This window comes from Sorangium sp. So ce375 (assembly GCF_051473855.1).
In the GTDB taxonomy this organism is placed as follows: Bacteria; Myxococcota_A; Polyangia; order Polyangiales; family Polyangiaceae; genus Sorangium.
On sequence record NZ_CP150335.1, the window covers coordinates 11,362,366 to 11,387,870 of the forward strand.

At 71.0% G+C, this 25,505-nt stretch carries 16 protein-coding genes; 8 read left to right on the top strand and 8 right to left on the bottom strand.

Features of this window, described 5'->3' with window-relative positions:
• Positions 1-13 precede the first annotated feature (13 nt).
• Together WME90_RS42500 and bioD are read left to right on the top strand one after the other, a co-directional pair.
• Positions 14-1,126 (top strand): aminotransferase class I/II-fold pyridoxal phosphate-dependent enzyme, encoded by a 1,113-nt coding sequence (locus WME90_RS42500; protein ID WP_437277806.1) that lies wholly within the window; start codon positions 14-16, stop codon positions 1,124-1,126.
• A complete protein-coding gene (gene bioD, locus WME90_RS42505) occupies positions 1,123-1,818 on the top strand; it encodes an ATP-dependent dethiobiotin synthetase BioD (RefSeq protein WP_437277807.1) in 696 nt (231 codons plus the stop codon). Before WME90_RS42500 ends, bioD begins: the two co-directional genes overlap by 4 nt.
• Before the next feature lie 262 nt (positions 1,819-2,080).
• Here the strand turns inward: bioD and WME90_RS42510 are convergent, their stop codons facing one another.
• Together WME90_RS42510 and WME90_RS42515 are read right to left on the bottom strand one after the other, a co-directional pair.
• Positions 2,081-2,728, bottom strand: coding sequence for an ATP-binding cassette domain-containing protein (locus tag WME90_RS42510; RefSeq protein WP_437277808.1), 648 nt, complete (start codon positions 2,726-2,728; stop codon positions 2,081-2,083).
• A 33-nt stretch (positions 2,729-2,761) separates the two neighbouring features.
• Positions 2,762-4,135, bottom strand: a complete 1,374-nt coding sequence (locus WME90_RS42515; RefSeq protein WP_437277809.1) for a serine/threonine-protein kinase — start codon at positions 4,133-4,135, stop codon at positions 2,762-2,764.
• A 734-nt stretch (positions 4,136-4,869) separates the two neighbouring features.
• Here WME90_RS42515 and dnaN point away from each other — a divergent pair.
• The 4 genes from dnaN to clpB all read left to right on the top strand — a co-directional run bounded on the left by dnaN (position 4,870) and on the right by clpB (position 12,954).
• A complete protein-coding gene (gene dnaN / locus WME90_RS42520; protein WP_437277810.1) occupies positions 4,870-6,000 on the top strand; it encodes a DNA polymerase III subunit beta in 1,131 nt (376 codons plus the stop codon).
• A complete protein-coding gene (gene recF / locus WME90_RS42525; protein ID WP_437277811.1) occupies positions 5,997-7,148 on the top strand; it encodes a DNA replication/repair protein RecF in 1,152 nt (383 codons plus the stop codon). Before dnaN ends, recF begins: the two co-directional genes overlap by 4 nt.
• Before the next feature lie 434 nt (positions 7,149-7,582).
• On the top strand, positions 7,583-10,081 hold the full coding sequence (gene gyrB, locus WME90_RS42530; protein WP_437277812.1) for a DNA topoisomerase (ATP-hydrolyzing) subunit B: 2,499 nt from the start codon (positions 7,583-7,585) through the stop codon (positions 10,079-10,081).
• Between the two features lie 263 nt (positions 10,082-10,344).
• The gene (gene clpB / locus WME90_RS42535) at positions 10,345-12,954 is read left to right on the top strand and encodes an ATP-dependent chaperone ClpB (protein ID WP_437277813.1); all 2,610 of its coding nucleotides are present in this window, start codon (positions 10,345-10,347) and stop codon (positions 12,952-12,954) included.
• Between the two features lie 39 nt (positions 12,955-12,993).
• On the opposite strand, the gene WME90_RS42540 is transcribed toward clpB, so the two are convergent.
• The 6 genes from WME90_RS42540 to WME90_RS42565 form a co-directional block, all read right to left on the bottom strand.
• Positions 12,994-14,235: a CinA family nicotinamide mononucleotide deamidase-related protein gene (locus WME90_RS42540; RefSeq protein ID WP_437277814.1), complete on the bottom strand. Its 1,242-nt coding sequence runs from the start codon at positions 14,233-14,235 to the stop codon at positions 12,994-12,996.
• Between the two features lie 200 nt (positions 14,236-14,435).
• On the bottom strand, positions 14,436-15,305 hold the full coding sequence (locus WME90_RS42545; RefSeq protein ID WP_437277815.1) for a formylglycine-generating enzyme family protein: 870 nt from the start codon (positions 15,303-15,305) through the stop codon (positions 14,436-14,438).
• A 30-nt stretch (positions 15,306-15,335) separates the two neighbouring features.
• Positions 15,336-16,931, bottom strand: coding sequence for a carboxypeptidase-like regulatory domain-containing protein (locus tag WME90_RS42550; protein ID WP_437277816.1), 1,596 nt, complete (start codon positions 16,929-16,931; stop codon positions 15,336-15,338).
• Positions 16,931-17,806: a hypothetical protein gene (locus WME90_RS42555; protein WP_437277817.1), complete on the bottom strand. Its 876-nt coding sequence runs from the start codon at positions 17,804-17,806 to the stop codon at positions 16,931-16,933. Before WME90_RS42555 ends, WME90_RS42550 begins: the two co-directional genes overlap by 1 nt.
• Entirely contained in the window at positions 17,806-18,384 is a 579-nt protein-coding gene (locus tag WME90_RS42560; RefSeq protein ID WP_437277818.1) for a cytochrome c-type biogenesis protein, read from the bottom strand. Before WME90_RS42560 ends, WME90_RS42555 begins: the two co-directional genes overlap by 1 nt.
• Positions 18,381-20,675, bottom strand: coding sequence for a heme lyase CcmF/NrfE family subunit (locus WME90_RS42565; protein ID WP_437277819.1), 2,295 nt, complete (start codon positions 20,673-20,675; stop codon positions 18,381-18,383). The genes WME90_RS42560 and WME90_RS42565 overlap by 4 nt, the downstream gene beginning before the upstream one ends.
• Before the next feature lie 428 nt (positions 20,676-21,103).
• Between WME90_RS42565 and WME90_RS42570 the strand changes: the two genes are divergently transcribed.
• Complete coding sequence (locus WME90_RS42570) at positions 21,104-22,366, top strand: LeuA family protein (protein ID WP_437277820.1); 1,263 nt, start codon at positions 21,104-21,106, stop codon at positions 22,364-22,366.
• A 99-nt stretch (positions 22,367-22,465) separates the two neighbouring features.
• The gene (locus tag WME90_RS42575) at positions 22,466-25,441 is read left to right on the top strand and encodes a carboxypeptidase regulatory-like domain-containing protein (protein WP_437277821.1); all 2,976 of its coding nucleotides are present in this window, start codon (positions 22,466-22,468) and stop codon (positions 25,439-25,441) included.
• Positions 25,442-25,505 lie beyond the last annotated feature (64 nt).

Consider the following 25,505-nt stretch of genomic DNA (forward strand, 5'->3'; position numbering starts at 1 on the left):
CATTCCTGGAGGGATGAATGCCCTTCGCCATCTGCAGGACGAGCTCTCCGAGATGGAGCGCGCCGGGTTGCTGCGCACGCCTCCTGCGGCCGCGGCTCCCGCCGGGATGCTGGTGCTGTGCTCCAACGACTACCTCGGCTACGCCGGGCTCCCCTTGCCTTCGGAGCTAGCGAGCGCGAGCGGCGCGGGCGCATCCCGCCTGGTGAGCGGAAACCACGAGGCCCATCTGATGGCCGAGCGGGAGATCGCCGCATGGCTGGAGATGGAGGCGGCGCTGCTGTTCTCGTCGGGGTATGCGGCCAACGTCGGCGCCGTCGCCGCGCTGGCCAGGCCGGGGGATGTCATCGTGTCGGACGCGCTGAACCATGCGTCGCTCATCGACGGCTGCCGTCTCTCCGGAGCGACGATCGAGGTGGTTCGCCACCTCGACGCAGAGGCGGTCGAGAGCGCTCTCGTGCGGGCCAGGGGCGCTCGCCGCCGCTGGGTGGTGACCGAATCGCTCTTCAGCATGGATGGCGACACGCCCGACCTCCCTCACCTCCGTGAGCTCTGTGATCGCCACGATGCCGCGCTCGTGGTGGACGAGGCGCACGCCCTCGGTGTCTGCGGCCCGCGCGGCACCGGCCTCTGCGCCGAGGCCGGAGTTCGCCCCGACGTGCTCATCGGCACGCTCGGCAAGTCGCTCGGTCTTCACGGCGCTTTCGTCGCCGGCTCCTCGACGCTGCGGACCTACCTGTGGAACCGCGCCAGGAGCTTCGTGTACTCGACCGGCATCAGCCCCATGGTGGCGCTCGCTTCGGTGGATCGCGTCCGCCGTGCTGCTGCGGACGACGCCGCTCGGGCGCGCTTGACGAGGGTCGCCCGCCGGCTCCGCTCCGGTCTGCAAGCGCTGGGAGCTCCGCTGCTTCCTGGCTCATCGGGCCCTATCCTTCCCTGGGTCTTGAAGTCGCCGGGGGCCGCGGTGGAGATGTCTCAACGCCTTGCGGGCGCGGGCGTCCTCGTCCAGGCGATCCGTCCGCCGACGGTGCCGGCAGGTACGTCGCGCCTTCGCATTACGGCGAGCGCGGCTCTCTCCGAGACCGACGTCGAGCGCGCCCTGGCAGGGTTCCGGGAGGCGTTGCGATGAGGGGCCGTCCTGTTTCACGTGAAACAGGACAGATCCGGGTCGCGGTGGTCGGAACCGGGACCGGAGTGGGCAAAACCCATGTGTCGGTGGCGCTTGTCGCAGCGCTGGCGTCTCGCGGCCACAAGGTCTGCGGCCTGAAGCCGATCGAGTCGGGTGTCGACGGCACCTCGACCAGCGACGCCGAGCACCTGGCGCTCGTCAGCCCGGTTCAACCCGAGCCAGCACCGTACTGCTTCGGTGAGCCGCTCTCCCCTCACCTCGCAGCGCGCCGCTGCGGGCGCGCCATCTCTCTCGATGTCGCAGCCTCGTGGGTCGACAGGCAGCCAGCTCCTCTGGTGATCGTCGAGAGCGCCGGCGCGCTCCTCTCCCCCCTCGGCCCAGGGCTGACGAATGCAGACCTCGTCCGCGCGCTCGCCCCCGATGCGCTGGTGCTGGTCGGCCTCGATCGGCTGGGCATCCTCCACGAGGTCGCTTGCTGCATGCTCGCCCTCCGCGCGCTAGCTCCTAGTTTGCCGCCGGCCATCATCGTGCTGAACCCGCCAGCAGCTCCCGATGCATCGACCGGTACGAACGCGGGAGAGCTTCATGCGCTCGGCACGACCCCCGAGTGCGTTGTGATGCCGCGCGCCGCCCCAACCGCGCCGGAATCGCTCGCCGCGGCGCAGCTCGCCGTGGCGCAGCTCGGTCTCTAAAAGGCCGTCACGGCCAATGGCGTCCGAGGTGGTGGGTACCTTGGCCGAAGGCCGGGTCTTTTGAACCGCCAAGCTCGCCAAGGACGCCAAGAAGAACACGAATCTCCCGGTGTCTTGTGGCGACTTGGCGGTTCCATCCCTCCACCACTCCGGGGCTCGCGAAGCTCACGCCGTACTCCCCGTCCTGAGCGGGCGGCGTCGAGCTGTGCAAGGCGCGAAGCTCGGCGCAGAGCCGACGTCCCAGCGGGATTGGCGCGCCCCGTCAGGAAGCTTCAGTGACGACGCGACCGCGCTCCAGGACGAGACGGGCGGCTGCGCGAGCTCGGAAGACCTCCGGCTCGTGGGACACCACAACCACCGCGGCGCCACGCGCCACCTCTGCGTCCACGACCGTGAGGAGCCGCGCCACCCCGGCGCGATCCAGGCCCGTGGTGGGCTCGTCCAGCAGCACCAACGACGGGTGGTGTACCAGCGCTCGCGCAAGCGCGATGCGCTGACGCTGGCCGCGCGAGCACGTGCGGAGCGGCCTTACCGCGAAGTTGCCCAGCTCGAAGCGCTCCTCCGCCTGACGCCACGCTTCGTGCGCGTCGAGCCCGTGGAAAGCGGCCGCCAGCTCGACGTTCTGCCGACCGGAGAGGTCCGGATACGCCAGCGACTCATGGGACAGCCAGCCGATGGTGCCGCGCGCCATCCCGGCGTCGTCGCCGAGTGGCTCGTAACTCACAGCGCCCGAGGTGGGTCGGATCACGGTGCCGAGAATCCCGAGCAGCGTCGACTTGCCTGACCCGTTCGCCCCCTCGATCAGCGTCAACCGCCCCGCCTCGATGGTCGCGTTCACGCCGCGCAACGCCGCCGTCGCTCCATACGTCTTCACGACGCCACGGGCCACCACGCGCTCGATCGTGCTCACAGCGCTCACCTCGCTCCTGCGCTCGCGTTTCCGTCAGCCTCGGTCGCCGCCTCGAGCGCGACCTTCGCCCCGGACGACGTTGGTCATGTCCTCCGGGAACGCGGGCGGATCAACGACAGTCGCCTCGGCATCCTCCGAGAGCTCTTCGTACCTCTCGATCGGGCTCAACGAAGGAATGGTCGGCCGATCCTCCGACTCGTCGTCTCGAGATTGCCCCTCGTCCAGGTCGGCGGCCGATTCGCTGGGCCCGCACGCGGCGCCACCATCGGAATCCCCCGGCGACCGCGCGCCGCGACGGGCCTGAAGTCCGTTGCTGCAGCTCGCGATCTGCGGATCGTTCCTCGCTCCCGCCTGCGCGCCGCGAGCGCCCGCCACGACGACCCCGCCCGGATCGCGCCCCTCCTCGCCCTCTCCGAGCCGAGCGAACGTCATCGTGCCGTCATCGGACTGTTCGTCGACGACGCTCCGAACGGCGACGCGCTCCGGACGGCGCTTCTGCGGCGACACCGGCGCCTGGTTCTTGAACCGACGCAGGCCTTCCTGGAACTCCCGTGCGCTCTGGAATCGCTCGTCCCGCGACTTCGCCAGGGCGCGGTCCACGAGGCGCGAGAGGCCCGGCGGAATCGTCGGATCGAGCTCCGTCACCGGACGGTGCCAGAGCGTGAGGATCTGGACGAGCAGCGCGTTGTAGTTGCCCGCCACGAAGGGGCGCTGGCCGGTCAGCGCTTCGTAGAGGATCACGCCCGCAGCCCACAGATCGAGCCGGCGGTCAAGCTCTACATCCCCGCGAGCCTGCTCGGGCGCCATGTAGTACGGCGTGCCCATCACCATGCCGGTGCGGGTTAGATCCATCACCCCATCCACGCCCGAGGCCTGGGAGATGCCGAAATCGAGCAGCTTGGCCACCGGCAACATGCCAGCGCGCTCCGAGAGGAAGATGTTCTCCGGCTTCAGGTCACGGTGGACGACCCCCCGATCGTGCGCCGTCACAAGCGCCGAGAGCACCTGCAGCATGATGTCGACGAGCTCGTTCGGCGGAACGACACCGCAGCGATCGATCCGCTGCGCCAGCGTCTCCCCGCGGAGACGCTCCATCACGAGGTAGGGGCTGCCGTCAGGGAGCCACCCCATGTCGTACACCTCGCAGATGTTCGGATGACCGATCCGCCCTGCGACCCGCGCCTCGTGCTCCAGCCTCGAGATCGCCTCGCGCCGCTGCGTCCTCTCCCGCGGATGCATCACCTTGACAGCGACAAGCCGTCCGATCTGGAGGTGCTCCGCCTCGTACACCGCGCCCATGCCGCCCTCTCCGATGATGGCGGTGACCGCGTACTTGTCGCCGATCACATGGCCGAGCAGCGAGCGCCCAGACGAGGTCGGGCTCGCGCCGTTGTTCGTCGGCCACACCGGGATCCGCGAGCCTGCCGCGGCAGCCGACGGGGCGCGTGACGGGAAGGCGCGTTGATCCGGAGGCGATACCGGAGCACCGCGCGCCGGTGAGCTCGGTGCCACGGCCGACGGCCCCCTCGGAAGAGGTGGCGCCGGTCTCGACGAAGGACGTGCTGCTGGGCGAGGGAGCGGTTGAGGCGGCGGCACGCCAGATCGAGGGCCCGCGCGGGAAAATGGAGCCTCGCTCGGCGCAATGACCAGGCCGGTCGACGGACACACGACCACCGCGAGATCGTGGTGGCTACCGCAGTGGATGCACCGCACCGAGCTCAAGTCCGTACAATTTGAAATACTCCATCCGGGTGTCGCTCGAAACTGCACAGCGCGTCGGGCCGAGCTCACAAGCTGCGCTCGGTTCCACGTCACCCCGCACACTCCCCTGGGGGAACCTTGGGGATAACCCCGTCGGCAACCCTGGGGGCAAATCGGGGGAGACACGCCCCCCGCCAGCTCTCCCCTGTCCACCTACCCCTGAGGACGGTCCATTTACCCCAGGGCGTCCGCTTCTAACTCATTGGATTCGTTGCGCATTCCGAGTTATCCCCGCCCTCCACAGCGCCTACGACGACGACGTCGTATTTACCTATCTATTTCATGGAAGAGAGAGGCGTTCCGCAAGGTCACGGGAGCGATCATTTCCGGCCCACGCCCGGGTGATAACCCTGCTAAAGGGAGCTGCTCCGGAGTCGGCTATGGACCTTGTGATCCCCAAGAAAGATCTGCTTCGCCTCGTCGCGCGCTGCCAAGGCGTGGCGGACAAGAAGAGCGCCATGCCCGCGCTCGCCAACGTCCTGCTCGCCGCCGAGGGCAACGCGGTCCGCGTCGCCGCGACCGACCTGTACCTCGGCGTCACCGGCCAGACCCACGCGGACATCAAGACCGGCGGCACCGTCGCGGTCCCCGCCAGGGACCTTCTGGAGCGCGTGAAGGCCATGCCCGATGGCCCGATCCAGATCACCACCACCGAGGGCGCACACACGTCGCTCAAGGCCGTCGGATCGCCGCGGCGCTACACGCTCCCCGGGCTCCCCGGATCGGAGTTTCCGCAGCTGCCCGCGCCGGCCGTCGACGCGCCCTCGCTGGAGCTCCCCGTCGAGCAGCTCGCGCTCCTGATCACCCGGACGCACTTCTCGATCTCCACCGACGAGACGCGCGCCCACGTCAACAGCGCCCTGTTCGAGTGGGCCGGCGATCGCGTCAGGATGGTGACCACCGACGGCCATCGCCTCTCCAAGATGGAGGCGACCGTCTCCGGCAGCTCCGCCACGGCCACCATGCTCATCCCGCTCAAGGCGATCACGGAGCTCCGCCGCCTCGCCGAAGAGGCGCGCGCCGAGAAGGAGACCCCGATGGTCGCCATCACGCAGAGCGGGCCCAACGCCTTCTTCAACATCGCCGGGATGCAGTTCTCGGTGAAGCTCGTCGACGCGCAGTTCCCGCCCTACCAGCAGGTCATCCCGTCCGTCACCGAGCGCTCGGTCCGCGCCCCCCGCGTCGCGTTCGCCGAGGCCCTCCGCGCCATCGCGCTCGCCGCCAACGACCGCACCGGCGGCGTCAAGCTGTCGATCGCGCCGGGGACGCTCCGGATCACCAGCGAGAGCCCGGACACCGGCGCGGGCTTCGACGAGATCGCCGTCGACTACAGCGGGCCCGAGGTCACCATCGGCTTCAACGCGAAGTACTTCCTCGACGTGCTCGCGTCGATCGACGACGAGGAGGTCATCCTCGGCATCTCCGGCGAGCTCGACCCCGCCGTGATCCGGCCCGGCAGCGAGTCGAACCAGCAGAGCTACGTCGCCGTCATCATGCCGATGCGGATTTGAGCGCGCCCTCCGACGAGCTCCCGGGGCGCTCCCCGAGCCTCCTCCTCGAGCGGCTCCACATCCGCGAGTTCCGGAACCTCGGCCGCGTGGATGTCGAGCCCGCGCCGCGCATCAACGTGATCGCCGGCAACAACGGGCAAGGGAAGACGAGCCTGCTCGAGGCGATCTACTTCGCCGCGACATCGAGGAGCTTTCGCACCCACCGGCTGGCCGAGCTGGTCCGCCACGGCGCCTCCGTCGCGAGCGCGCGCGCCCGCTTCGTCGAGCGCCGGGACGCGCTCCAGCCGCTCGCACGCGAGCAGACGGCCGCCGTGGAGCAGAAGCGGTGCGTCGTGCGGATCGACGGCAACCGGCCCCCGAGCCTGGCGAGCTTCGCGACGCGATCGCCGGTCGTCGCCTTCCACGCGGAGGAGCTCGCGCTGTCGACCGGGCCCTCGAGCGCGCGGCGCACGTTGCTCGATCGCCTGGCGCTCTTCATGGACCCGCGGAGCGCCGACCACCGGGCCCGCTATGCGCAGGCGCTCCGCGGGCGCCACGAGCTGCTCCACCGCGGCGGGGGCGCACCAGGCCAGGCGGGCGCCGAGCTCGACGCCTTCGAGGAGCTCTGTGCGCTCCACGGCGCGGCGCTGACGCGCGCCCGAGAGGCCGCCGTCCAGGCGCTGGCCCCGGAGCTCACCCACGCCTTCGCCCGCATCGCCGCGCCCGACCTGGCGCTGGCCGCGCGGTATGCGCCAGGCGGCAGTGGCGACGCCGAGCAGGCGCGCGCGGCGCTGCGCGAGCACCGCCGCCGCGACGCGCACCGGCCGAGCTCCGGCTTCGGCCCCCACCGAGACGACCTGCTGCTCGAGCTCGACGGCCACCCGGCCCGCGTGGTCGCCTCCCAGGGGCAACACAGAGCCCTCACGCTCGCGCTCAAGGCCGCCGAGACCGCCGCCATTGCTTCCGTCCGGGGCATAGAACCGATCCTGTTGCTCGACGACGTGTCGAGCGAGCTCGATCCCGACCGGACCGCGGCGCTGTTCATGTTCCTCGGAATGGCGCGCGGACAGGTATTCCTGACGACCACGCGGCGCGATCTCATCGTCACGCCGGGCGTACCTTCCTCGGAGCGGCGCGATTTCCACGTCGAAGGCGGCGCGGTCGGCTGACGTTCGTCGCGGGCGCGCGCCGGCGCGCCGAGCCGAGCGACGCGCGCCGAGCGACGCGCGCCGAACTAGCGCGCTGCGACCGCCGCCAAACGCGTTGATCCCGGCCCCGCAGCGCACGAGTTGGGATGCTCAGGACGCGCCCGCGACGGCCACCGAAAATACGGTGTTACGAGGCTTCCGGACCCGGCGAAACGCTTGCCCGAGCCCCTGATTTCGGCTACATTTCCGCAGTCTTTACGGGGCATCGACGAGCGGTCCGCGCATGAACGCTCGTGGCCCTGGAATCGATCCGGCGCCGCGGCCGCGGCGCCCGGGTCTCACCTGACGAGCTGCCATCGAGCCGGCCCCTCCACTGCAAGAACTCCGGCAATCCGAGCGGCCTCCGCCGCTCTGCGCCCCCGGTGAGAGGCGGCGGGCGCGCCACCAGGACCGAGATGACGGAACCCACCCTGAGCCAGCCGACCGACCTCACCAAGGCGTCGTATGACGCCCACAGCATCACGGCGCTCGAAGGCCTAGAAGCGGTGCGAAAGCGCCCCGGCATGTACATCGGCGATGTACACGACGGATCGGGGCTGCACCACCTCGTCTGGGAAGCCGTCGACAACGCTGTCGACGAGCACCTCGCCGGCGCGTGCACGGAGATCAGGGTCACCGTCCACTTCGATGGCTCGGTGTCGATCGAGGACAACGGCCGCGGCATCCCGGTCGGTATGCACGCGAAGGGCGTGAGCGCGGCAGAGGTCGTCATGACCGTCCTGCACGCCGGCGGCAAGTTCGACAACTCCAGCTACAAGGTCTCTGCGGGGTTGCACGGCGTCGGCGTGAGCGCCGTGAACGCCGTTTCCGAGTGGCTGAAGCTCGAGATCAAGCGTGAAGGAAAGCTCTGGTTCCAGGAGTACGCCCGGGGCGTGCCGAAGGCGCCGCTGAAGGGGATCGGCGTCACGGACAAGACGGGGACGAAGCTCACCTTCAAGCCCGATCCGATCGTCTTCAGCACGGTCGAGTTCAGCTTCGACATCCTCGCGAGCCGCCTGCGCGAGCTCGCGTTCCTGAACGCCGGGCTCATCATCCACCTCCACGACCAGCGCCCCGACGGGAGGGCGGAAATCTACGAGTACAAGGGGGGCATTTCGGAGTTCGTGTCGCTCCTCAACAAGACCAAGGAGCCGATTCACGATGACGTGATCAGCTTCGTCTCGCAGCACGAGGTCGGCGCCCCAGGCGACGGCGCAAACGGCCGCGGGAGCTCCGCGGCGCCGCCCGTCGGCGTGGAGGTCGCGCTGCAGTGGAACGGCTCCTATACGGAAGCCATCTTCTGTTACACGAACAACGTCCACAACAAGGATGGCGGCACCCACCTCACCGGGCTCCGCGCCGCGCTCACGAAGACGATCAACAACTACGGGAGCGCGCACAACCTCTTCAAGGAGCTGAAGCAGGGCCTGCAGGGCGAGGACGCGCGCGAGGGCCTGACGTGCGTGCTCAGCATCAAGCACCCGGACCCGTCGTTCGACTCGCAGACGAAATCCAAGCTCGTGTCGAGCGAGGTCAAGGGCATCGTCGAGGCCGCCGTCAGCGACAAGCTCGGGCAGTACTTCGAAGAGAACCCGCAGAGCGCGAAGAAGATCATCGAGAAGGCGGTCGTCGCGGCGAAGGCGCGCGAGGCGGCCCGCAAGGCGCGCGAGGTGATCCGCAAGGGCTCGCTCGACGTGACGTCGCTCTCGGGCAAGCTCGCCGACTGCCAGTCCAAGGACCCGGAGAAGAGCGAGATCTACATCGTCGAGGGCGAGAGCGCCGGCGGCAGCGCCAAGATGGGGCGCGACCGGCACTTCCAGGCGATCCTTCCGCTGAAGGGGAAGATCCTGAACGTCGAGCGGGCACGGCTCGATCGGATGCTGAGCTCCGCCGAGGTCGGCACGCTGATCACCGCCCTCGGGTGCGGGATCAACGACGCCGGCGGCTTCGAGATCGACAAGCTCCGCTACCAGAAGATCATCCTGATGACGGACGCCGACGTCGACGGCTCGCACATCCGGACGTTGCTTCTGACCTTCTTCTTCCGGCAGATGCCGGAGATCATGGAGAAGGGGTACCTGTTCATCGCGCAGCCGCCGCTCTACCGCGTGCGCAAGGGCAAGCGCGACCTGTACCTCAAGGACCAGGCGGCCCTGGACGAGTTCCTCGTGGGCAACGCCGTGGACGGGCTGGAGATCTCCGCCAGCGGGGCCCCGGCGGGCATCTCGGGGCAGCCGCTCTACCGGCTGGCGCAGCGGCTGAAGCGGTTCCGCGCCGTGCTCTCCAACATCGACAAGCGCTGTGACGCGCGGATCGTGGCGGCGGTGCTGCGGTCGAGCGGGCTCGGGCGCGACGACCTGCGCGAGACAAAGAAGGTCGCCGCGGCGGCCGACGAGCTCCGAGCCTACCTGAAGCAGCGCTATCCGGACCTGTTCCCGCTCACGCTGGCGACGCCCCGGGACACGGAGCACGGGACGAGCCGGATCGAGGTCGTGCCGCGCCCGGGCGCGAGCGCTCGGAGGAGCGTCATCGACTGGGATCTGGTGAACTCGCCGGAGTACCAGGAAGCCTGGTCGATCGAGCAGGACCTCCGGTCCATCGGCGCGCCCCCGTACCGGGCGCGCACCTCGAGCGCCGAGGAGGCCATCGAGAACGGAGAGGCGCTCGTCGAGTACATCGAAGAGCGCGGCAAGAAGGGCATCTCGATCAGCCGCTACAAGGGCCTTGGCGAGATGAACGCCGACGAGCTCTGGGAAACCACGATGAACCCGGACGCGCGGACTCTCCTCCAGGTCCGCATCGACGACGCGGTGAAGACGGACGAGCTCTTCACGATCCTGATGGGGGATCAGGTCGAGCCGCGGCGCAACTTCATCGAGCAGAACGCCCTCAACGTGAAGAACCTCGATATCTGAGCCCTCCGCCGGGCGCGGCTCCTGCGCGCCCGGCGCGGCTCCTGCGCCCGGCAGCGCGGTGCATCGCCCCGCGCCCCAGGGGTGCGGGACGCCGGGCCCCGCGCTCGAGGCGCACGGTCGGGGGTTGACACGGCGCCGCCGCTGCATCGCTCTCCGGCTAGGTTCGCTCGGTATCTCTTCGGAGGCCCTTCGGCGTGTTTGGCAAGCTGCTTGCCTGACCGTCCCCTTGCTAGGCGGGGCACCCGCCTTAGCTTCGAGGGGCCATGAGAATCGAGCGAATGACGACGAAGGCCCAAGAGGCCATACGAGAGGCTGTCGATTTCGGCAGCCGTCGGGGAAACCCCGAGCTCTATCCCGAGCACCTTGTGCGGGCGATCGTCAGCCAGGACGGCGGCGTCGGCGCACCCCTGGTGCAGAAGGCAGGCGCCGATCCGACAGCCCTGCTGCGCCTGCTCGACGCGAAGATCGACACCTATCCTCGCGTGAGCGGCGGCGCCGAGCCGAACCTGTCGAGGCGCACGCTCGCGGTCCTGCAAAAGGCCGAAGACGAGGCGAAGGCGCTCAAGGACGAGTACATCTCGACAGAGCACATCCTCTTGGCCGGGACCAAGGCCGACAAGGAGATCCAATCGATCTTCGAACGAGCAGGGCTCTCGTACGACAAGCTCCTCTCGTCGCTCGCGGCCGTGCGCGGCAATCAGCGCGTGACGGACCGGGACCCGGAAGGGAAGTTCCAGGCGCTCGAGAAGTACACGCGCGATCTCACGAAGCTCGCTCGACAGGGCAAGATCGATCCGGTGATCGGCCGAGACGAGGAGATCCGGCGCGTCATCCAGGTGCTCTCGCGACGCACAAAGAACAATCCGGTGCTGATCGGCGAGCCCGGCGTCGGCAAGACAGCGATCGTCGAGGGCATCGCGCAGCGCATCGTCGCGGGCGATGTGCCCGAGTCGCTCAAGGACAAGACCATCGCGGCGCTCGATCTCGCCGCCATGGTCGCGGGCTCGAAGTTCCGCGGGGAGTTCGAGGACCGGCTCAAGGCCGTGCTCAAGGAGATCGAGGGCTCGAACGGGCGCATCATCCTGTTCATCGACGAGCTCCACACGCTCGTGGGCGCCGGCGCGGCCGAGGGCGCCATGGACGCGGCCAACATGCTGAAGCCCGCGCTCGCGCGCGGCGAGCTCCGGTGTATCGGCGCGACCACCCTCGACGAGTACAGGAAGCGCATCGAGAAGGACGCGGCGCTGGAGCGGCGGTTCCAGCAAGTGCTCGTCTCGCAGCCCAGCGTCGAGGACACGATCGCCATCCTGCGAGGCCTCAAGGAGAAGTACGAAGTCCACCACGGGATCCGCATCCAAGACGCGGCGCTGGTCGGGGCCGCCGTCCTGTCGAATCGGTACATCACCGAGCGCTTCCTGCCCGACAAGGCGATCGATCTCGTCGACGAGGCAGCGTCGAAGATCCGCATGGAGATCGACAGCCTGCCCACGCCGATCGATCAGGTCGAGCGCGACCTGCTCAAGCTGCAGATGGAGGAACAGGCGCTCAAGCGCGAGAGCGACAAGGCGAGCAAGGCCCGCCTCGACGAGGTGCGGCGCGAGATCGCCGATCTCCAGGGGCAGCGCGACGCGATGCGGGCGCAGTGGATGCGCGAGAAGGAGCTCATCTCCGAGCTGCGCCAGCTCAAGCCGCAGATCGAGGAGCTCCGGCTCGAGGAGGAGCGCCTGAAGCGCGCGGGCGACCTCGGGCGCGCCGCGGAGATCCATTACGGCAAGATCCCGGAGATCGAGAAGAAGCTCGAGTCGATCCGCGGCACCCTCTCCCAGGTGCAGTCGAAGCAGAGCTACCTGAAGGAGGAGGTCACCGACGAGGACATCGCCGCGGTCGTCTCGAAGTGGACCGGGATCCCCGTCTCCAAGATGCTCGAGAGCGAGATGCAGAAGCTCCTGCGCCTCGAGGAAGAGCTGCGCCGGCGCGTCGTCGGACAGGAGGACGCGCTCCGCGCCGTCTCGAACGCCATCCGGCGCTCGAGGGCCGGGCTCGGCGACGAGCGCCGGCCGATCGGATCGTTCCTGTTCCTCGGGCCGACGGGCGTCGGCAAGACCGAGCTCGCGCGCGCGCTCGCCGAGATCCTCTTCGACGACGAGCGGGCCATGGTGCGGCTCGACATGAGCGAGTACGGGGAGCGCCACGCGGTGGCCCGCCTGATCGGCGCGCCGCCCGGGTACGTCGGCTACGAGGAGGGCGGTCAGCTCACGGAGCCGGTGCGCCGGCGGCCGTACAGCGTGGTGCTGTTCGATGAGATCGAGAAGGCCCACCCGGACATCTGGAACACGCTCCTCCAGGTGCTCGACGATGGACGCCTGACCGACGGCCAGGGGCACACGGTCGATTTCAAGAACACGATCATCATCCTGACATCCAACCTCGGGACGCCTGCGGCCGCGGCGATCGAGGAGCGAGCGAACCTGCCGGCGGACGAGAAAGCCGAGCTCGTGAGGAGGGCCGTCGTCGAGGAGGTGCGGAAGCACTTCCGCCCGGAGTTCTTGAATCGCCTCGACGATCTCATCGTGTTCCGGCGGCTGGCGCGCGAGCAGATGGAGCAGATCGTCGATATTCAGCTCGATCTGCTGAGGAAGCGCCTGGACCGACGCGGCCTGCTGTTCACCATCTCGTCGGAGGCGAAGGGCTACCTCATCGAGCAGGGGTGGGATCCGCAGTACGGCGCCAGGCCGCTGAAGCGCGCCATCCAGAGGAGCATCGAGGACGAGCTCGCGAAGCGGATCCTCGGCGGCGAGTTCAAGCAGGGAGACGCGGTGCGCATCGACCGCGGGGGCGGAGGGCTCACGTTCACGCGCGCAGCGCCAAACTGACGCTCGCCAGCCCGCGCCTGCGTCAGCGCTCGGCCTGCGTCAGCGCTCAGGAAGATTGCCGGCGATGCGGCGGAGGAGGTCCAGGACGGCGTAGGCGGCGCCGAGCTGGACCTCCTCGCGATCCCCGGAGAACACGCGATCGCGCACGACGAGGCCGCCGGGGTGCGATACAGCCCAGTAGCAGAGGCCGACCGGCTTTGTCGCCGTGCCGCCCGTCGGACCGGCGATGCCGGTCACGGAGATGGCGACGTCGACCTCGCAGAGGCGGCGGGCGCCCTGCGCCATCTCGGCGGCGACCTCGGCCGACACCGCGCCGTGGCCGCGCAGGGTGTCCTCCGCGACGCCGAGCAGCCGCGTCTTGGCGCTGTTCGCGTAGGTGACCGCGGCGCCAACGAGGTAGTCGCTCGCCGGGTAGCTGGTGAGCAGGTGAGAGATCAGCCCGCCAGTGCACGACTCCGACACGGCGAGCCGCCAGCCACGGGCACGCACCGCGCGCCCGACCATCTCCGGGAAGGCGTCGCCCCCCTCCCCGTACACGGCGGTGCCGAGCCGCTCACGGACGTCAGCCGTCGCCTTCAAGGCCAGCTCGTGCGCCATCGACTGCGTGCCGGCGCGGGCGTGGACCTTCACGTCGACCTCCGGGTAGTGCACGCGGTAGCCGAGCGTGACGCCGGGATAAGCCTCCTCCACGCCTTTCAGGAGCTGGCCCAGCGTCGCCTCGGGCAGGCCGTAGGTGCGAAGGCGGACCTGGAAGGTGTTGTTCGGAGCAGCCGGCCGCACGCGCGGCAGCACCTGCTCGGCGAACATGCTCTTCATCTCCCGCGGCACGCCCGGGAGGAAGAACACGGTCGACTCGCCAAGGTGGACGCCGAAGCCGGGCGCGGTGCCGGAGGAGTTCGGAAGGATCTCCGACCCGGCGGGGACCTCGGCCTGCTTCTCGTGGCCTGCGTTCATCGCCTTGCCACGGGCCTCGACGCGCCGGCGAATGGCGAGCAGCGTGCTCTCGTCGCGCACGAGGTCGGCGCCCGTCGCGCGCGCCGCGGCCCGCACGGTGAGGTCGTCGGTCGTGGGACCGAGGCCGCCGGTGGCGATCACCAGCCGGTGCGAGCTCGCGAGCTGGCGGATCGCCGTGGCGATGCGATCGACGTCATCGTCGACGGTGCTGGACTCGCTGACCGTGAAGCCCGCTGCGGTGAGCTCGGCAGCGAGCCAGGCCTCGTTGGTGTTGATGATCTCGCCGCGGGTGAGCTCGGTCCCGATCGAGAGAAGCGCGACAGTCATTGGGACTCACGACTCTAACTCCATCCGGAGCCGACGGAGCGCGTTTCCGGAAGGTTTTGCGCGCGGGAAGCGAGGTTGTTTCCCCCTCCCCTCCCCCACCCTCGCCTTGCCCGATCGTCGCCTTGCCGCCTTGCCCCATCCCACCCCGTCCCCCCGCCCCCCTCCACGGGCGCGCCGGCGAGCTGGGCGCGCTGCGAGCGCTACGGTGGATAGACACACCGGAAGCCAAGATCCGGCGCTCGGATGGATACCGGGACAAGCCGACGATTCCAGGTGCGAAGCGCCGCCGCGGCCCCATCCGTCCATGATCCGCCGTGAGTTCCCGAGAACTCGCCCTCGGGCGGCTCGGGGGCCGCCCACTCGGCGACATTGCCGGCCAGATCGAACACCCGCCCATCCGCGTGTACGGCGGCGCCGTCAGGGCGCGAACCAGCGAGCTCGGGGCCCGTCGCGCCCCACCCGCACGGGCCCGCGCGCAGGCCAAAGGCGGCGCGCCGGCAGACCGCGCCGGTGTCTCCCCACGGGTACCGGCGGCCCGAGGGGCCCGCCGCAGCGAAGGCGAGCTGATCACGCGAGGGGAGCGCCCCGCCCGCAAAGGCGCAGTACCGAGCCGATTCCGCCAGGGTGATGCCTGTCACAGGGACGCCGGGCTCACCGCGCAGCGGCAGCGGGGCGCACGCGCCGGCCTCCACGCAGGCCGCATAGCGCTGCTCGGTGATCTCGAACGCGTCGAGCGAGAACGCCGGGACGAACACCGCGCGCGGGTCGACGATTCCCTGCGCTTCCCAGTCGCTCGGCCCGAGGCGCAGCGTCCCGGCGGCGATGCGGACGATCGCGCTCTGCGCGACACAACCAGCGGCGGTCACCGTGAGGCCGGCGCTGCAGCGCGTCGGCGCGCCAGCGCAGCGGCCGGCGTCGAGGCGCTGGCCTTCACCGCAGCATCGCGGGCCGAGCGCGACCATCCCCGGCGCGCAGCGCGCGGGCGGCCCCGCGCCACGGAGCGCGAGCACGACGACGGCGCCGAGCAGGAGGGCTGCGCCCGCGGCGAGACCGGCCTTCCACCCCGGCATCGGTCCGACGTCCGGTGCCGCCCCCGCCCTTCAGGGGCGCGGGGAGCCCGCGGCGTCCGCCTTGAGCGCGCCGGCAGCCTCGCGCGCGCCAGCCGTCGTCTTGCGCGCAGCGCGCGCCGGCCTGGCCTCGATCATGGCCACGATGCGCGCGAGCGCGTCGAGGAGCGCCGCACGGACACGGTCGTACGTCTTGGGACCGACGTCGCCCCGCTTCCGCGCGCGCTCGAGCGCGACGAACTCGTCGAGCAGCGCGTTCCGCGCCTCGATCAGCTCCCGCCGCTCCTCGTCGTCGGGCCCGCGATCCTGCTCGCGCCGTCGGGCCAGGTTCAGCGCGGCCCCGGCGATCACGGTTGCGCCGGCCAGCAGCAGCGCGATCCACCGGCCCACGCCCGGCGTCGGCAGACCGCCGAGCGTGATCTCGATGACCTTCAGCCCGCCCTCCGTGCGGGTGCCCTGCATCTCGGTGATCAGGATCTTCTTCCCGTCCCGGTTCTGGGTGCGCTGGGCCGCCGGGAAGCCGGCGACGTTCAGCGTCATCGACGTCGACGCCTCGGCCATCACCCGCATCTGGGCGATGCGCGGGGGGAGCTCGATGCGGATCGTCTGGCGCTCTTCGCCCTGGAGCGGGACCTGCCAGCGGAACTGCCCTTCGTGACGGCCAGGGCTCACGGTGCCGCGCAGCGCCACGCCGGTGCCCTTGACCTCCTCGAAGCGCATCTCCTCTTCCATGCCCTCGCTCTTGTTGAAGGCCTTGTAGTCGCGCGGGAGCGCGAACGTCTCGTCGGGCAGCCAGGCGACGCGGCCGAGGTTGAAGACCTGGAACAGCTGCTCCACCGAGATCGAGTCCTGCCGCAGCTGGAGGTAGACGATGCCTTGCGTCCCGACCATCAGGCGACTCACGTCCGGCGTGGCGTCGTAGACGTGGAGCACGGCCCGCTTTCCGGCCTCGGCGTTCAGCCCGAAATGCGGGAGCGAGAACGTCGCGCCGTCGCGCGTGACCGAGATGCCGTAGCTCGTGCCGTTGCCGATCGTGAGGTTCTCGAGCCGGAGGGTGCCCGCGTCGTCCGTCTCTCGGCTCATGCGCTCGCGCGAGTCGCCCCTCGCCACCGAGCTCTGCAGGACGTCGATATCGACGGAGGTGCGAGGGACGGGCCGCCCGTCCGGGTCCTGCACGGTGAGCACGAGGACGCCGGGGGGAAGCCCGGTATCTTCCTGGACGGTGTCGTCGGGCGCATCGAACAGGCCCGTCAGCTGCTCTGATGCGCGCCGGGACGCGGCGTCTCCCGCGGGAGGCTTTCCCACGGGCGGATGGCCGGAAGGGAGCCCCTCCCCCACCTCGGGATGCCCCGGCGGAAGGGCGCTCCCGGCGTCGGCCGCGCCCGCGGCCGCGGCCGTCGCGCTCGCGGCAGGGCTGCCGGTGCCGACAGGCGCGGCTCCCGCCGACGGCTTCGCATCCTGCTTCGCCGCCCCGGGCTGCGCCGGAGCGGCCTTGCCGGCTGCGGGCTGCGCTGGAGCGGCCTTGCCGGCTGCGGGCTGCGCCGACGCGGCTGGCTGCGCCTGCACCGCCTGCGCGGCGGTCATGCTCAGCGCGGCGATCGCGGCCAGCGCGGTTCCGGTCCTGCGCATCACGAAGCCCTCCTGCCGTCGTTCTCGTCGACGCTGGCCGCGGCGTCGCCCGTCGCAGCCTGGTCGTCCTGAGGCGCGCCGGGCGCGCACTTCGTCCCGCACTTCTTGCAGAACACAGCGTCTTCGTCGTTCAGCGTGCCGCAGACCCCGCACGCCGCGGCCCGCGTCGCCGCGCGCTCCGACGTCGCCGCGGTCTCGTCGCGCTCGCCGTCCGCCGCCGGCTCCCGATTGCCCTCCGGCGTCTCCAGCCGCTTGGCCTTGGCGCGCCTCCCCTTCCCCGGCCTGGCCTCCGCGGCGGCGCCTTCCGGCTCGCCCGCGCCGGCGTCCTCGCCCGGCTCCGCCTCGGGCGCGTCGTCCTCGAGCCCAGCGCGCCGGAGGTGCCTCGCGACGAGCCCCGCGACCTGCTCGCGCCGCGGCTGCGCGTCGGCGTCCAGCAGGCGCAGGAGCCGCTTGGCCTCCGCGCGGTACTTCGTGACGAGCTCGGCGTAATCCTCGTCGCTGATCTTCCCGACGCTCCGCTCGAACTCCAGGTCCTTGAGCGCGCGCAGGACGGCCTGCTTCTGCTCCTCCTCCGTGCGCGGCGCGCCGATCGCGTACGCGTCGGCCCCGCTCAGCGGCGTCTCCCCCACCAGCACGCGGAGGCTCGCCCAGAGGATGGCGATGACCGCGACGAGCGCGCCGCCCGCGAGCACGAGGATCGCCGCGGGTGGCCCCGCGACGAGCCCCGCGACGCCGGCGCCGACGAGCGCCACGAGCGGCAGCCCGAAGCGGGCGTAGTGCACGATCTGCCGCTCCAGCGGCGAGTCAGTGCCCCGGGTCACGGTCTCGTCGGCCGTGGCCGAGGCGGCGCTTTTTGCGGACTGTTCGGCGCTCATCAGCGGTCTTCGCGGTCTTCGCGGTCGAGGCTCTTGAGCTCCTCGTCGAGCTTGTCGTCGTAATCGTCACGCGCGCCGGGGACAACGCCCTTCGGGGATCGCTGCTCGCCGGCGGCGCCCGCCTCGTCGCTGCGCCGCTTCCATCGGCGCAGCGTCGCGATGACGATGCCGGCGCCGACCACGATGGCGCCGAGCGGGAAGAGGTAGAGCAGCCGCTGGCTCCCCTTGTTCGGCGGCACGGCCAGCGCCTCCGGCCCGTAGCGCTCGGCGTAGGCGGCCTGGATGGCCTCGATCGACAGCCCCGACGCGAGCGCCGCGCGGAGCTGGTCGCGGCGCTCGTGCGCGGTGCCGCACGTACACGTCCCGAGGGTCTCGCGCGGGCAGCCGCACGTGCAGATCAGGCTCCAGAAGAGCTTGCGCTCGATGTCGTTCGCGATGCCTACGACGCCCGTGCGCTGCATCCCCTCGCCGAGCTGCTGCCCGTGGGCGAACTCCGGCGAGCGCAGCAGGACGACGAGGGCGAGGGCGCCCGCGACGAGGAGGGTGATGCCTTGGAGGAGTCTTCGCGTGCGGCTCATTCGAACGCCGGCTGCCTCGACGGGGCAGCGGTCGGGAGGATGGCACCGATCGCGGGCGCCCGCCCGGGATCAACCGACGCGCCGGAGCCCGGGGCGCCGACGTCGCCGTCCGCTGCGCCCGGCGCGAGCAGGACAGGCCGCCCGAGCCCCTCCTGGATGGAGTGCCCGTAGGCCTGCGACGGACCGCCGGCGAGCAGGAAGGCGAACACGACCGACGCCGTGACGGACCCCGCCGCCCGCACATAGCCGAACGCGCCGGCCTCCTCGAGCGAGATGTCGGGCCACATCGCGATGAGCGCCCCGAGGATGAGGATCCCCGCGCCGAACCACATGAACGAGATCAGGTTGTTCACGTGGATCTGGAACGAAGCGACCTTCGTCTGCGGGTTCGCCATCCCGATGATCACGTAGAGGTCGTTCTTGACGGTGATGTGCCGCGCGACCTCGGTCGACGGCGCCTCCGGGGACGCCTTGTAGATGAACTTCGCCGGGCTGATCCGGCCGACCGGCGCGCCGTGGCGCTCGACGTCGAGGTCGGCGAAGACCATCCGCTTCTCGCTGTCGACCTCCATGCGCGGGCCAGCGTAGGTGAGGCGGTACTCCTCGAGCTGCACGGACTCGCCCGGGTGGAGGCTGATCTCCTTGTCGACACCCCACGCGCGGCCGGCGAACCCGAGGAACATCACCGCGATGCCGACGTGCACGATGTAGCCGCCGTAGCGGCGCCGCGACCTGGCGATCAGGTTGTAGAAGGAGGCGAAGAGCGACTCGCTCCCGCGCTTCTGGCGCGCCCCGATGCCGCGGGCGAACTCCTGGACGACCACGGAGACGTTGAACGCGGCGATGGACACCGTGAAGAACGGGTAGGTCGACGCGAGCTTCGCGAGCGCGTCGCCGAGCTGGCCCGGGTAGATCGGGTCCACGGCGACGAACGGGGCGAAGCCCACCCGCTTCCCGAGCGCCAGGTGGAGCGCCGCCGTGACGACCGTGACCAGCACAGGCCAGCGGAAGCTCTTCCGGAAGAGCTCCGGCGACGTCTTCCGCCACCCGAGCAGCGGCGCGACCCCCATGAGCAGGAAGACCACGAGCGCGACCGGGGGCAGCCACATGTTGTAGAACGTCGGCCCCAGCGTCGACTTCTGATCGAGCAGCCACTCGCTGATGCGCGGCCACACCGTCGCGACCGCGATGAAGATCATGATGCTGAAGAGGCCCCAGTTGTTGAAGAGGAACGCGGCCTCGCGCGACAGCATCGACTCGAACTGCCCGTCGCTGCGCAGCCGCGGCAGGCGGTAGACGATCAGCGCGGTGCACGTCGCCACGATCACGGCCATGAAGCCGACGAACCAGATGCCGATGCCGGACTGGGCGAACGAGTGGACGCTCGCGATGAGGCCCGACCGCGTGAGCCAGGTGCCGAAGATGGTGAGGAAGAACGTCCCGCAGATGAGCGAGACGTTCCACACCTTCAGCATGCCGCGGCGCTCCTGGATCATCGTCGAGTGGACGTAGGCGCTCGCGGTGAGCCACGGGAGGAACGCGGCGTTCTCGACCGGATCCCACGCCCACGGGCCGCCCCAGCCGAGCTCCTCGTACGCCCACAGCATCCCGAGCACGTTGCCGATGGAGAGGAACAGCCAGGAGAAGAGCATCCACTTGCGCGTCGCCACGATCCACTCGCTGTCGAGCCGGCCCGTTGCGAGCGCGGCGATCGCGAACGCGAACGGGACCGCCGCGCTCGTGAAGCCGATGTAGAGGCTCGGCGGGTGGATGATCATGTAGAAGTTGCGCAGCTGGTAGTTCAGCCCGTTGCCGTCGAGCGGGGCGCCCGCCACGCTCGTCCGGAACGGGTTCACCGCGAAGATCATCAGCGCCGCGAAGAAGATCAGGACGCTCATCAGCGTCGCGATGACGTAGGGCTGGAGCTCCAGGTACCGGCGCTGCAGCCAGGCGACGCACGCCCCCGAGAACACCGCGGTCAGGAACATCCACCAGAGCAGCGAGCCGTCCTGCCCGCCCCAGAGCGCCGCGATGAGGTACGGCGTGCTCATCGACCGGTCGCTGTACTGCGCGACGTAGGCGATGCGGAAATCGTGGCTGACGAAGGCGTACGCCAGCACGAGCACCGCGAGGCCGACCAGCGCGATCGTGCCGTACGCGCCGAGGCGGGCCGCCTGGAGCAGCCGCGGCCGCCCGCGCGCCGACGCGAGCCCAACGGCGAAGGTGTACGCCGCGGTGACCAGAATGGCGTAAAGGACGCCGGTCCCGAACTCAGGTAGGGATTGCCACATCGTCGTGGCCGCAAGCTTAGGCTTGCCAGGCGCGCAGGGCCAGCACACCGCAGCGCGCAATCGAACGTTCAACCGAACGTTCGACCGAGCGCTCGCCGCACACCCGAGCCGGCCCGCGCCGCCGGGAGCCGCATCGCGCAGCGCAGCGCGCTCGTGGCCGCCTGCTCTGTCCTCGCCCCGGCGCTATTTATGGCTGGGCTGCACCCTGCCCCGCGCCCTCGTGCTCAACGCGGCGCTCGAGGTGGCGAGGTGACGATGTGACGGAGCGCTCGTTGCGGCGTTGCGACGCAGCATCGCGACGCGGAGTTGCCACGTGGAGTTGCCAGCATCTATGTCCGCGTCTTCACCAGCGCCTTGCGTCATGTCGAGCGCCCCGGAAGCGCTTCGTTTCAGGCTCGGCGTCGAGCGCGGCGCTCCTATAATAGAGCATGGCGATCACTGCCTCCGGTATCCGCCCGGCCGAGCTCATCTACGACTGGAACGAGGTGGGTCGCGTCGGGAGGGTCATTCCGAAGGACATCGGCTTCTTCGACGAGACCCTGCGCGACGGCCTGCAGAACCCTTCGGTCGCCGACCCGAACATCGAGAGCAAGCTCAAGCTGCTCCACCTGATGGCCAAGATCGGCATCCAGATCGCCGACGTCGGCCTGCCCGGCAGCTCGCAGCGGGCCTTCGAGGACGTGCTCCGGATGTGCAGGGAGGTGGCAGACAACAACCTGCCGCTCCGCGTCGCCTGCGCAGGCCGCACGGTCGTCTCGGACATCACGCCGATGATCGAGATCTCCCAGCGCGCAGGGATCCCCGTGGAGATCTACGCCTTCATCGGATCGAGCCCGATCCGCCAGCTCGCGGAGGCGTGGGACGTCGACCTCATCGCCCAGCGGAGCGCCGCGGCGATCGACGCGGGCGTGAAGGCCGGGCTCCCCGTCGCCTACGTCACGGAAGACACGACGCGTTCGCGCCCCGAGGTGCTGGCGACGCTCTTCAAGGTCGCCATCGATCACGGCGCGTCCCGGCTGTGCCTGTGCGATACCGTCGGGCACGCGACGCCGGATGGGGTCCGCAACCTCATCAACTTCACGCGGGCCATCGTCGCGGGGGCCGGGGCGTCGGTCGGCATCGACTGGCACGGCCACAACGATCGCGGCCTCGCGCTCGAGAACGCGATCTGGGCGCTCCAGTTCGGCGCGGACCGGGTGCACGGCACCGCGCTCGGGATCGGCGAGCGGGTCGGCAACGCCGCGATGGAGCTCATCCTGCTCAACATGAAGCTCCTCGGCCTCCTCGAGCACCAGGACCTCACCCACCTCCTCGAGTACTGCACGACGGCCGCGCAGGCGGTCGGCTGGGAGGTGCCCATCAATTATCCCCTGGTCGGACGGGACGCGTTCCGCACGGCGACCGGCGTGCACGCGGCGGCCATCATCAAGGCCGAGTCGAAGGGCGACTCCTGGATGGCCGACAGGGTCTACTCCGGCGTCCCCGCCGGCATGTTCGGGCGGAAGCAGGAGATCTGCGTGGGCTACATGTCCGGGGCCTCCAACGTGAACTACTGGCTCCGGCAGCGGAAGATCGAGCCCTCGAAGGAGCTCGTCGACGCCATCCTGGCGAAGGCCAAGGCCACGGACCACATCCTGTCCGAGGAGGAGATCCAGGCCGTGATCGAGCAGCACCACGGCCGCCAGGCCTGATCTCGGGACATCGGCGCGACGTCGCGAGATCGGGCCACTGCGCGGGAACGACGCCTGGACGTTCGGCGTTTTCACGGATCCGGAGTAAAAATCCAGGCCGTGGCCGAGCAGGACAAGCAACCCGCAGCGGAAGCGGACCCGCCCGAGCGCCGGTCGCGGCTGGATACCGTCCTGGCCGCGATCGCCGCGCTGATCTGCTTCCTCGCCGCGACAACGCTGCGCGATCTGGGGCCGCGGTTCCTGCCGCGGGCGCCGATCCCGGCGCCGCCGGTGCCCGCGTGGGTGGAAGGGCGCGCGGCAGAGCTCACCGCCACCGTGCGCGATGAGCAGGGGCGCCCGCTGAAGGACGCCACCGTGCGCGTCTTCGCGATGCGCGAGGACCGCGCTTACTTCGCTGGCGAGCAGGCGACCGATCCAGCGGGCGAGGCCCGGTTCGCCGGGCTGCCCTCCGGGGAGGCCTGGATCATGGCGTACGGCGCGGAGCGGGCCCGCGCCTCGACCCGCGTCGCGCTGGAGCCAGGCCCCCGCGCCGTCGAGCTCGTGCTGCGGCCCGCGAAGGTGCTGGACGTGCTGGTCGTCGACGACGCCGAGCGCCCGATCGACGGCGCCGAGGTGACGGTCGCGACCGCCGATCCCCTCCCCTTCGTGGCGACGACAGAAGGCGGCGGCCGCGCGCGGCTCGATCGGCTCGGGGCGGCGCCCTACGTCGTGCGCGCGTCGGCGCTCGGCTTCGAGGACACGGTGCGGACGGGCATCGTGCCCGGACCGGCGCCGCTCAGGCTCCGCATGGATCGGCTCGGCGCGCTCACGGTCCGCGTGGTGGACGCGGAGGGGCAGCCGGCCGAAGGCGCGACCGTGCTCGCCGCCGGCACCGGCCTGTGGCCGGCGCGCAGCACGACCACCGACGCGTCCGGCGCCGCGAGGATCGCCGGGCTCCGCGACGGGGTGTACGACCTCAAGGCCCGGCGCGGCGCCGCCGTGAGCGCGACCGCGCTGGCCGTGCCCGTGCGGCGCGGCGAGGGCAAGGAGGTGAAGCTCGTCCTCGGGCCCGGCCGCCACGTGCGGCTCCTCGTGACCGACGGCGACGGCGAGGACGCGCCGCCCGTGAAGGGCGCGAACGTCGTGCTCGTCGAGCAGGGCCTGTCGGCGTTCCCGCTGCACGGCCGCACGGGCGACGACGGGTCCGTGACGCTCGGGCCCATCGCGCCGGGGTACGCGAGCGCCTCGGCCCTGGCGGCCGGCTTCGTGCCGAGGAACGCCGTGCAGGTCGACGCCGGCGCCGTCGAGGTGCGCATCCCCCTGCTCCGCGGCGGCGCGCTCGTGGGCGAGGTCGTCGACGACCGCGGCTACCCGGTCCCGGGCGCGACGATCGAGGTCGTCGGCGCCGACGCCGAGGGGATGCCCATCGACGAGACCACCGCGATGGCCGAGTTCAGGGACGAGCAGTTCGAGCGCGCCCTGCCCGGCCCGGCGCCGCTGATCCCCGCGGGCGAGCTCGGGGTCATGCCGGGCCCCATCCCCGACCTGCCGCGCGGCGACACGGCCCTGCCGGCCGCCTCGGTGCGGTCGGGCGAGCCGTGGGTCACGCGCGCCGACGGCACGTTCCGCGCCGAGCCCGTCACCCCTGGGCGCGTCCACGCCATCGTCCGGCACCCCGAGTACGTCGAGACGCCCAGCGAGATCGTGACCCTGCAGCCGGGCGGCGAGGCGCACGTGCGCGTGGTGATGCGCCAGGGCGGCCTGCTCGAGGGCCGCGTGCTCGAGGAGGACCGCAAGCCGGTCGCCGGCGCGCGCGTCGAGCTGGCCGCGACCGCCGGCTCGCTCGAGCGGGTGACGTACTCCGCGGACGACGGCACGTTCGCCTTCGCCGCGGTCCCCGACGAGGTGCTCGTCTCGGTCTCCCGGGCCGAGTCGCCGGGGGACGTCGTGGCGCGGCTCGTCGTCGAGGTCCCGGAGCGCGATCGCAAGGAGATCGAGGTCGTGCTCCCGAAGGTGCGCGAGGCGGTCGCCATCCACGTCACCGACGATCGCGGCTACCCGCTCGATCGCGCGGAGGTGCGCGTCCTCTCGCTCGACGTCGCCGTTCCGCTCCGCAAGACGCTCTTCACGGACGACGACGGCGACGCGCTGCTGCCCGACGCCGCCGGCCTGCCGCTCCGGATCAGCCTCGTGCGCTCCGGCAAGTCCCCGCGCGTCGAGCAGGTCGACGCCGCGCCGAAGGAGCTGCGGCTCGAGATGGGCGCCGCCCTCAAGGCGACCGGCACGGTGACCGGGCGCGGCGGGCGGGAGCGGCTCGAGGGCGCGCGGATCACGCTGTTCTCGCCGACGGGACCGCGCCGCGCCACGAGCGACGCGGAGGGCGCGTTCACGCTCGGCGACCTCGCGCCGGGGCAGTTCCGCGTGACGGTGAGCCGCGACGGGTATGCGCCGGCGACGCTGCGGGTCACGATCGCGGGCGATCGGGATCGCCCGACGGACCTCGGGCGCATCGACCTGTCCGAGGCGGGCGAGGTCGCCGGCCAGGTCGTCGATCAGCGCGGCGATGCGGTCGCGGGGGCCCGCGTCGCGCGCGACCGCGTGCCGACGTACCTGCCGCTCGGCCCGCTGCCGCCGGGCGTCGTGACCACCGACCGCGACGGGCGGTTCCAGCTCGGCGGCCTGCCCGAGGGCTCGGCGGTCATCGAGGCGTACAGCGCGGATCTCGGGCGCGCCGAGTCGCAGCCGGTGCAGGTCCGGGCCGGCAGGACGACCGAGCGCGTGAGGATCGCGCTGCCGGGAGACGGCGCGCGGCAAGACCCGAAGGGCGCGGGGAGCCTGGCGGTGACGCTCGGCGAGGAGCGAAAGACCGTGACCGTGGTGTCGGTGCCCCCGGCCAGCGAGGCCGAGGAGGCCGGCATCGAGCCCGGCGATCGGCTCCTGTCCGTGAACGGCGTCGAGGTGCGCTCCATCGAGGAAGCGCGGCGGCGCCTCACCGGGCCGCTCTCGGAGGACGTGGTGGTGCTGCTCGCGCGGGACGGCGAGCGCGGCGAGGCGCGGTGGCTCACGCGGGTGCGGAGGGAGCGGGTGCGGCGGTAGGCGGCCGAGCGCGCGCTTCAGCCGGGGCGCTCGGCAGGAGCGCCCGGCAGCGGCGCCCGGCGGC

What these genes read in the sequence shown, in the direction of transcription:
- WME90_RS42545 (WP_437277815.1), bottom strand. Translation starts at nt 15,305, where the DNA reads ATGCCGGGGTGGAAGGCCGGTCTCGCCGCGGGCGCAGCCCTCCTGCTC.
- WME90_RS42540 (WP_437277814.1), bottom strand. Translation starts at nt 14,235, where the DNA reads ATGACTGTCGCGCTTCTCTCGATCGGGACCGAGCTCACCCGCGGCGAG.
- dnaN (WP_437277810.1), top strand. Translation starts at nt 4,870, where the DNA reads ATGGACCTTGTGATCCCCAAGAAAGATCTGCTTCGCCTCGTCGCGCGC.
- WME90_RS42500 (WP_437277806.1), top strand. Translation starts at nt 14, where the DNA reads ATGAATGCCCTTCGCCATCTGCAGGACGAGCTCTCCGAGATGGAGCGC.
- WME90_RS42565 (WP_437277819.1), bottom strand. Translation starts at nt 20,675, where the DNA reads ATGTGGCAATCCCTACCTGAGTTCGGGACCGGCGTCCTTTACGCCATT.
- WME90_RS42570 (WP_437277820.1), top strand. Translation starts at nt 21,104, where the DNA reads ATGGCGATCACTGCCTCCGGTATCCGCCCGGCCGAGCTCATCTACGAC.
- bioD (WP_437277807.1), top strand. Translation starts at nt 1,123, where the DNA reads ATGAGGGGCCGTCCTGTTTCACGTGAAACAGGACAGATCCGGGTCGCG.
- WME90_RS42555 (WP_437277817.1), bottom strand. Translation starts at nt 17,806, where the DNA reads ATGAGCGCCGAACAGTCCGCAAAAAGCGCCGCCTCGGCCACGGCCGAC.
- clpB (WP_437277813.1), top strand. Translation starts at nt 10,345, where the DNA reads ATGAGAATCGAGCGAATGACGACGAAGGCCCAAGAGGCCATACGAGAG.
- WME90_RS42550 (WP_437277816.1), bottom strand. Translation starts at nt 16,931, where the DNA reads ATGCGCAGGACCGGAACCGCGCTGGCCGCGATCGCCGCGCTGAGCATG.
- gyrB (WP_437277812.1), top strand. Translation starts at nt 7,583, where the DNA reads ATGACGGAACCCACCCTGAGCCAGCCGACCGACCTCACCAAGGCGTCG.
- WME90_RS42560 (WP_437277818.1), bottom strand. Translation starts at nt 18,384, where the DNA reads ATGAGCCGCACGCGAAGACTCCTCCAAGGCATCACCCTCCTCGTCGCG.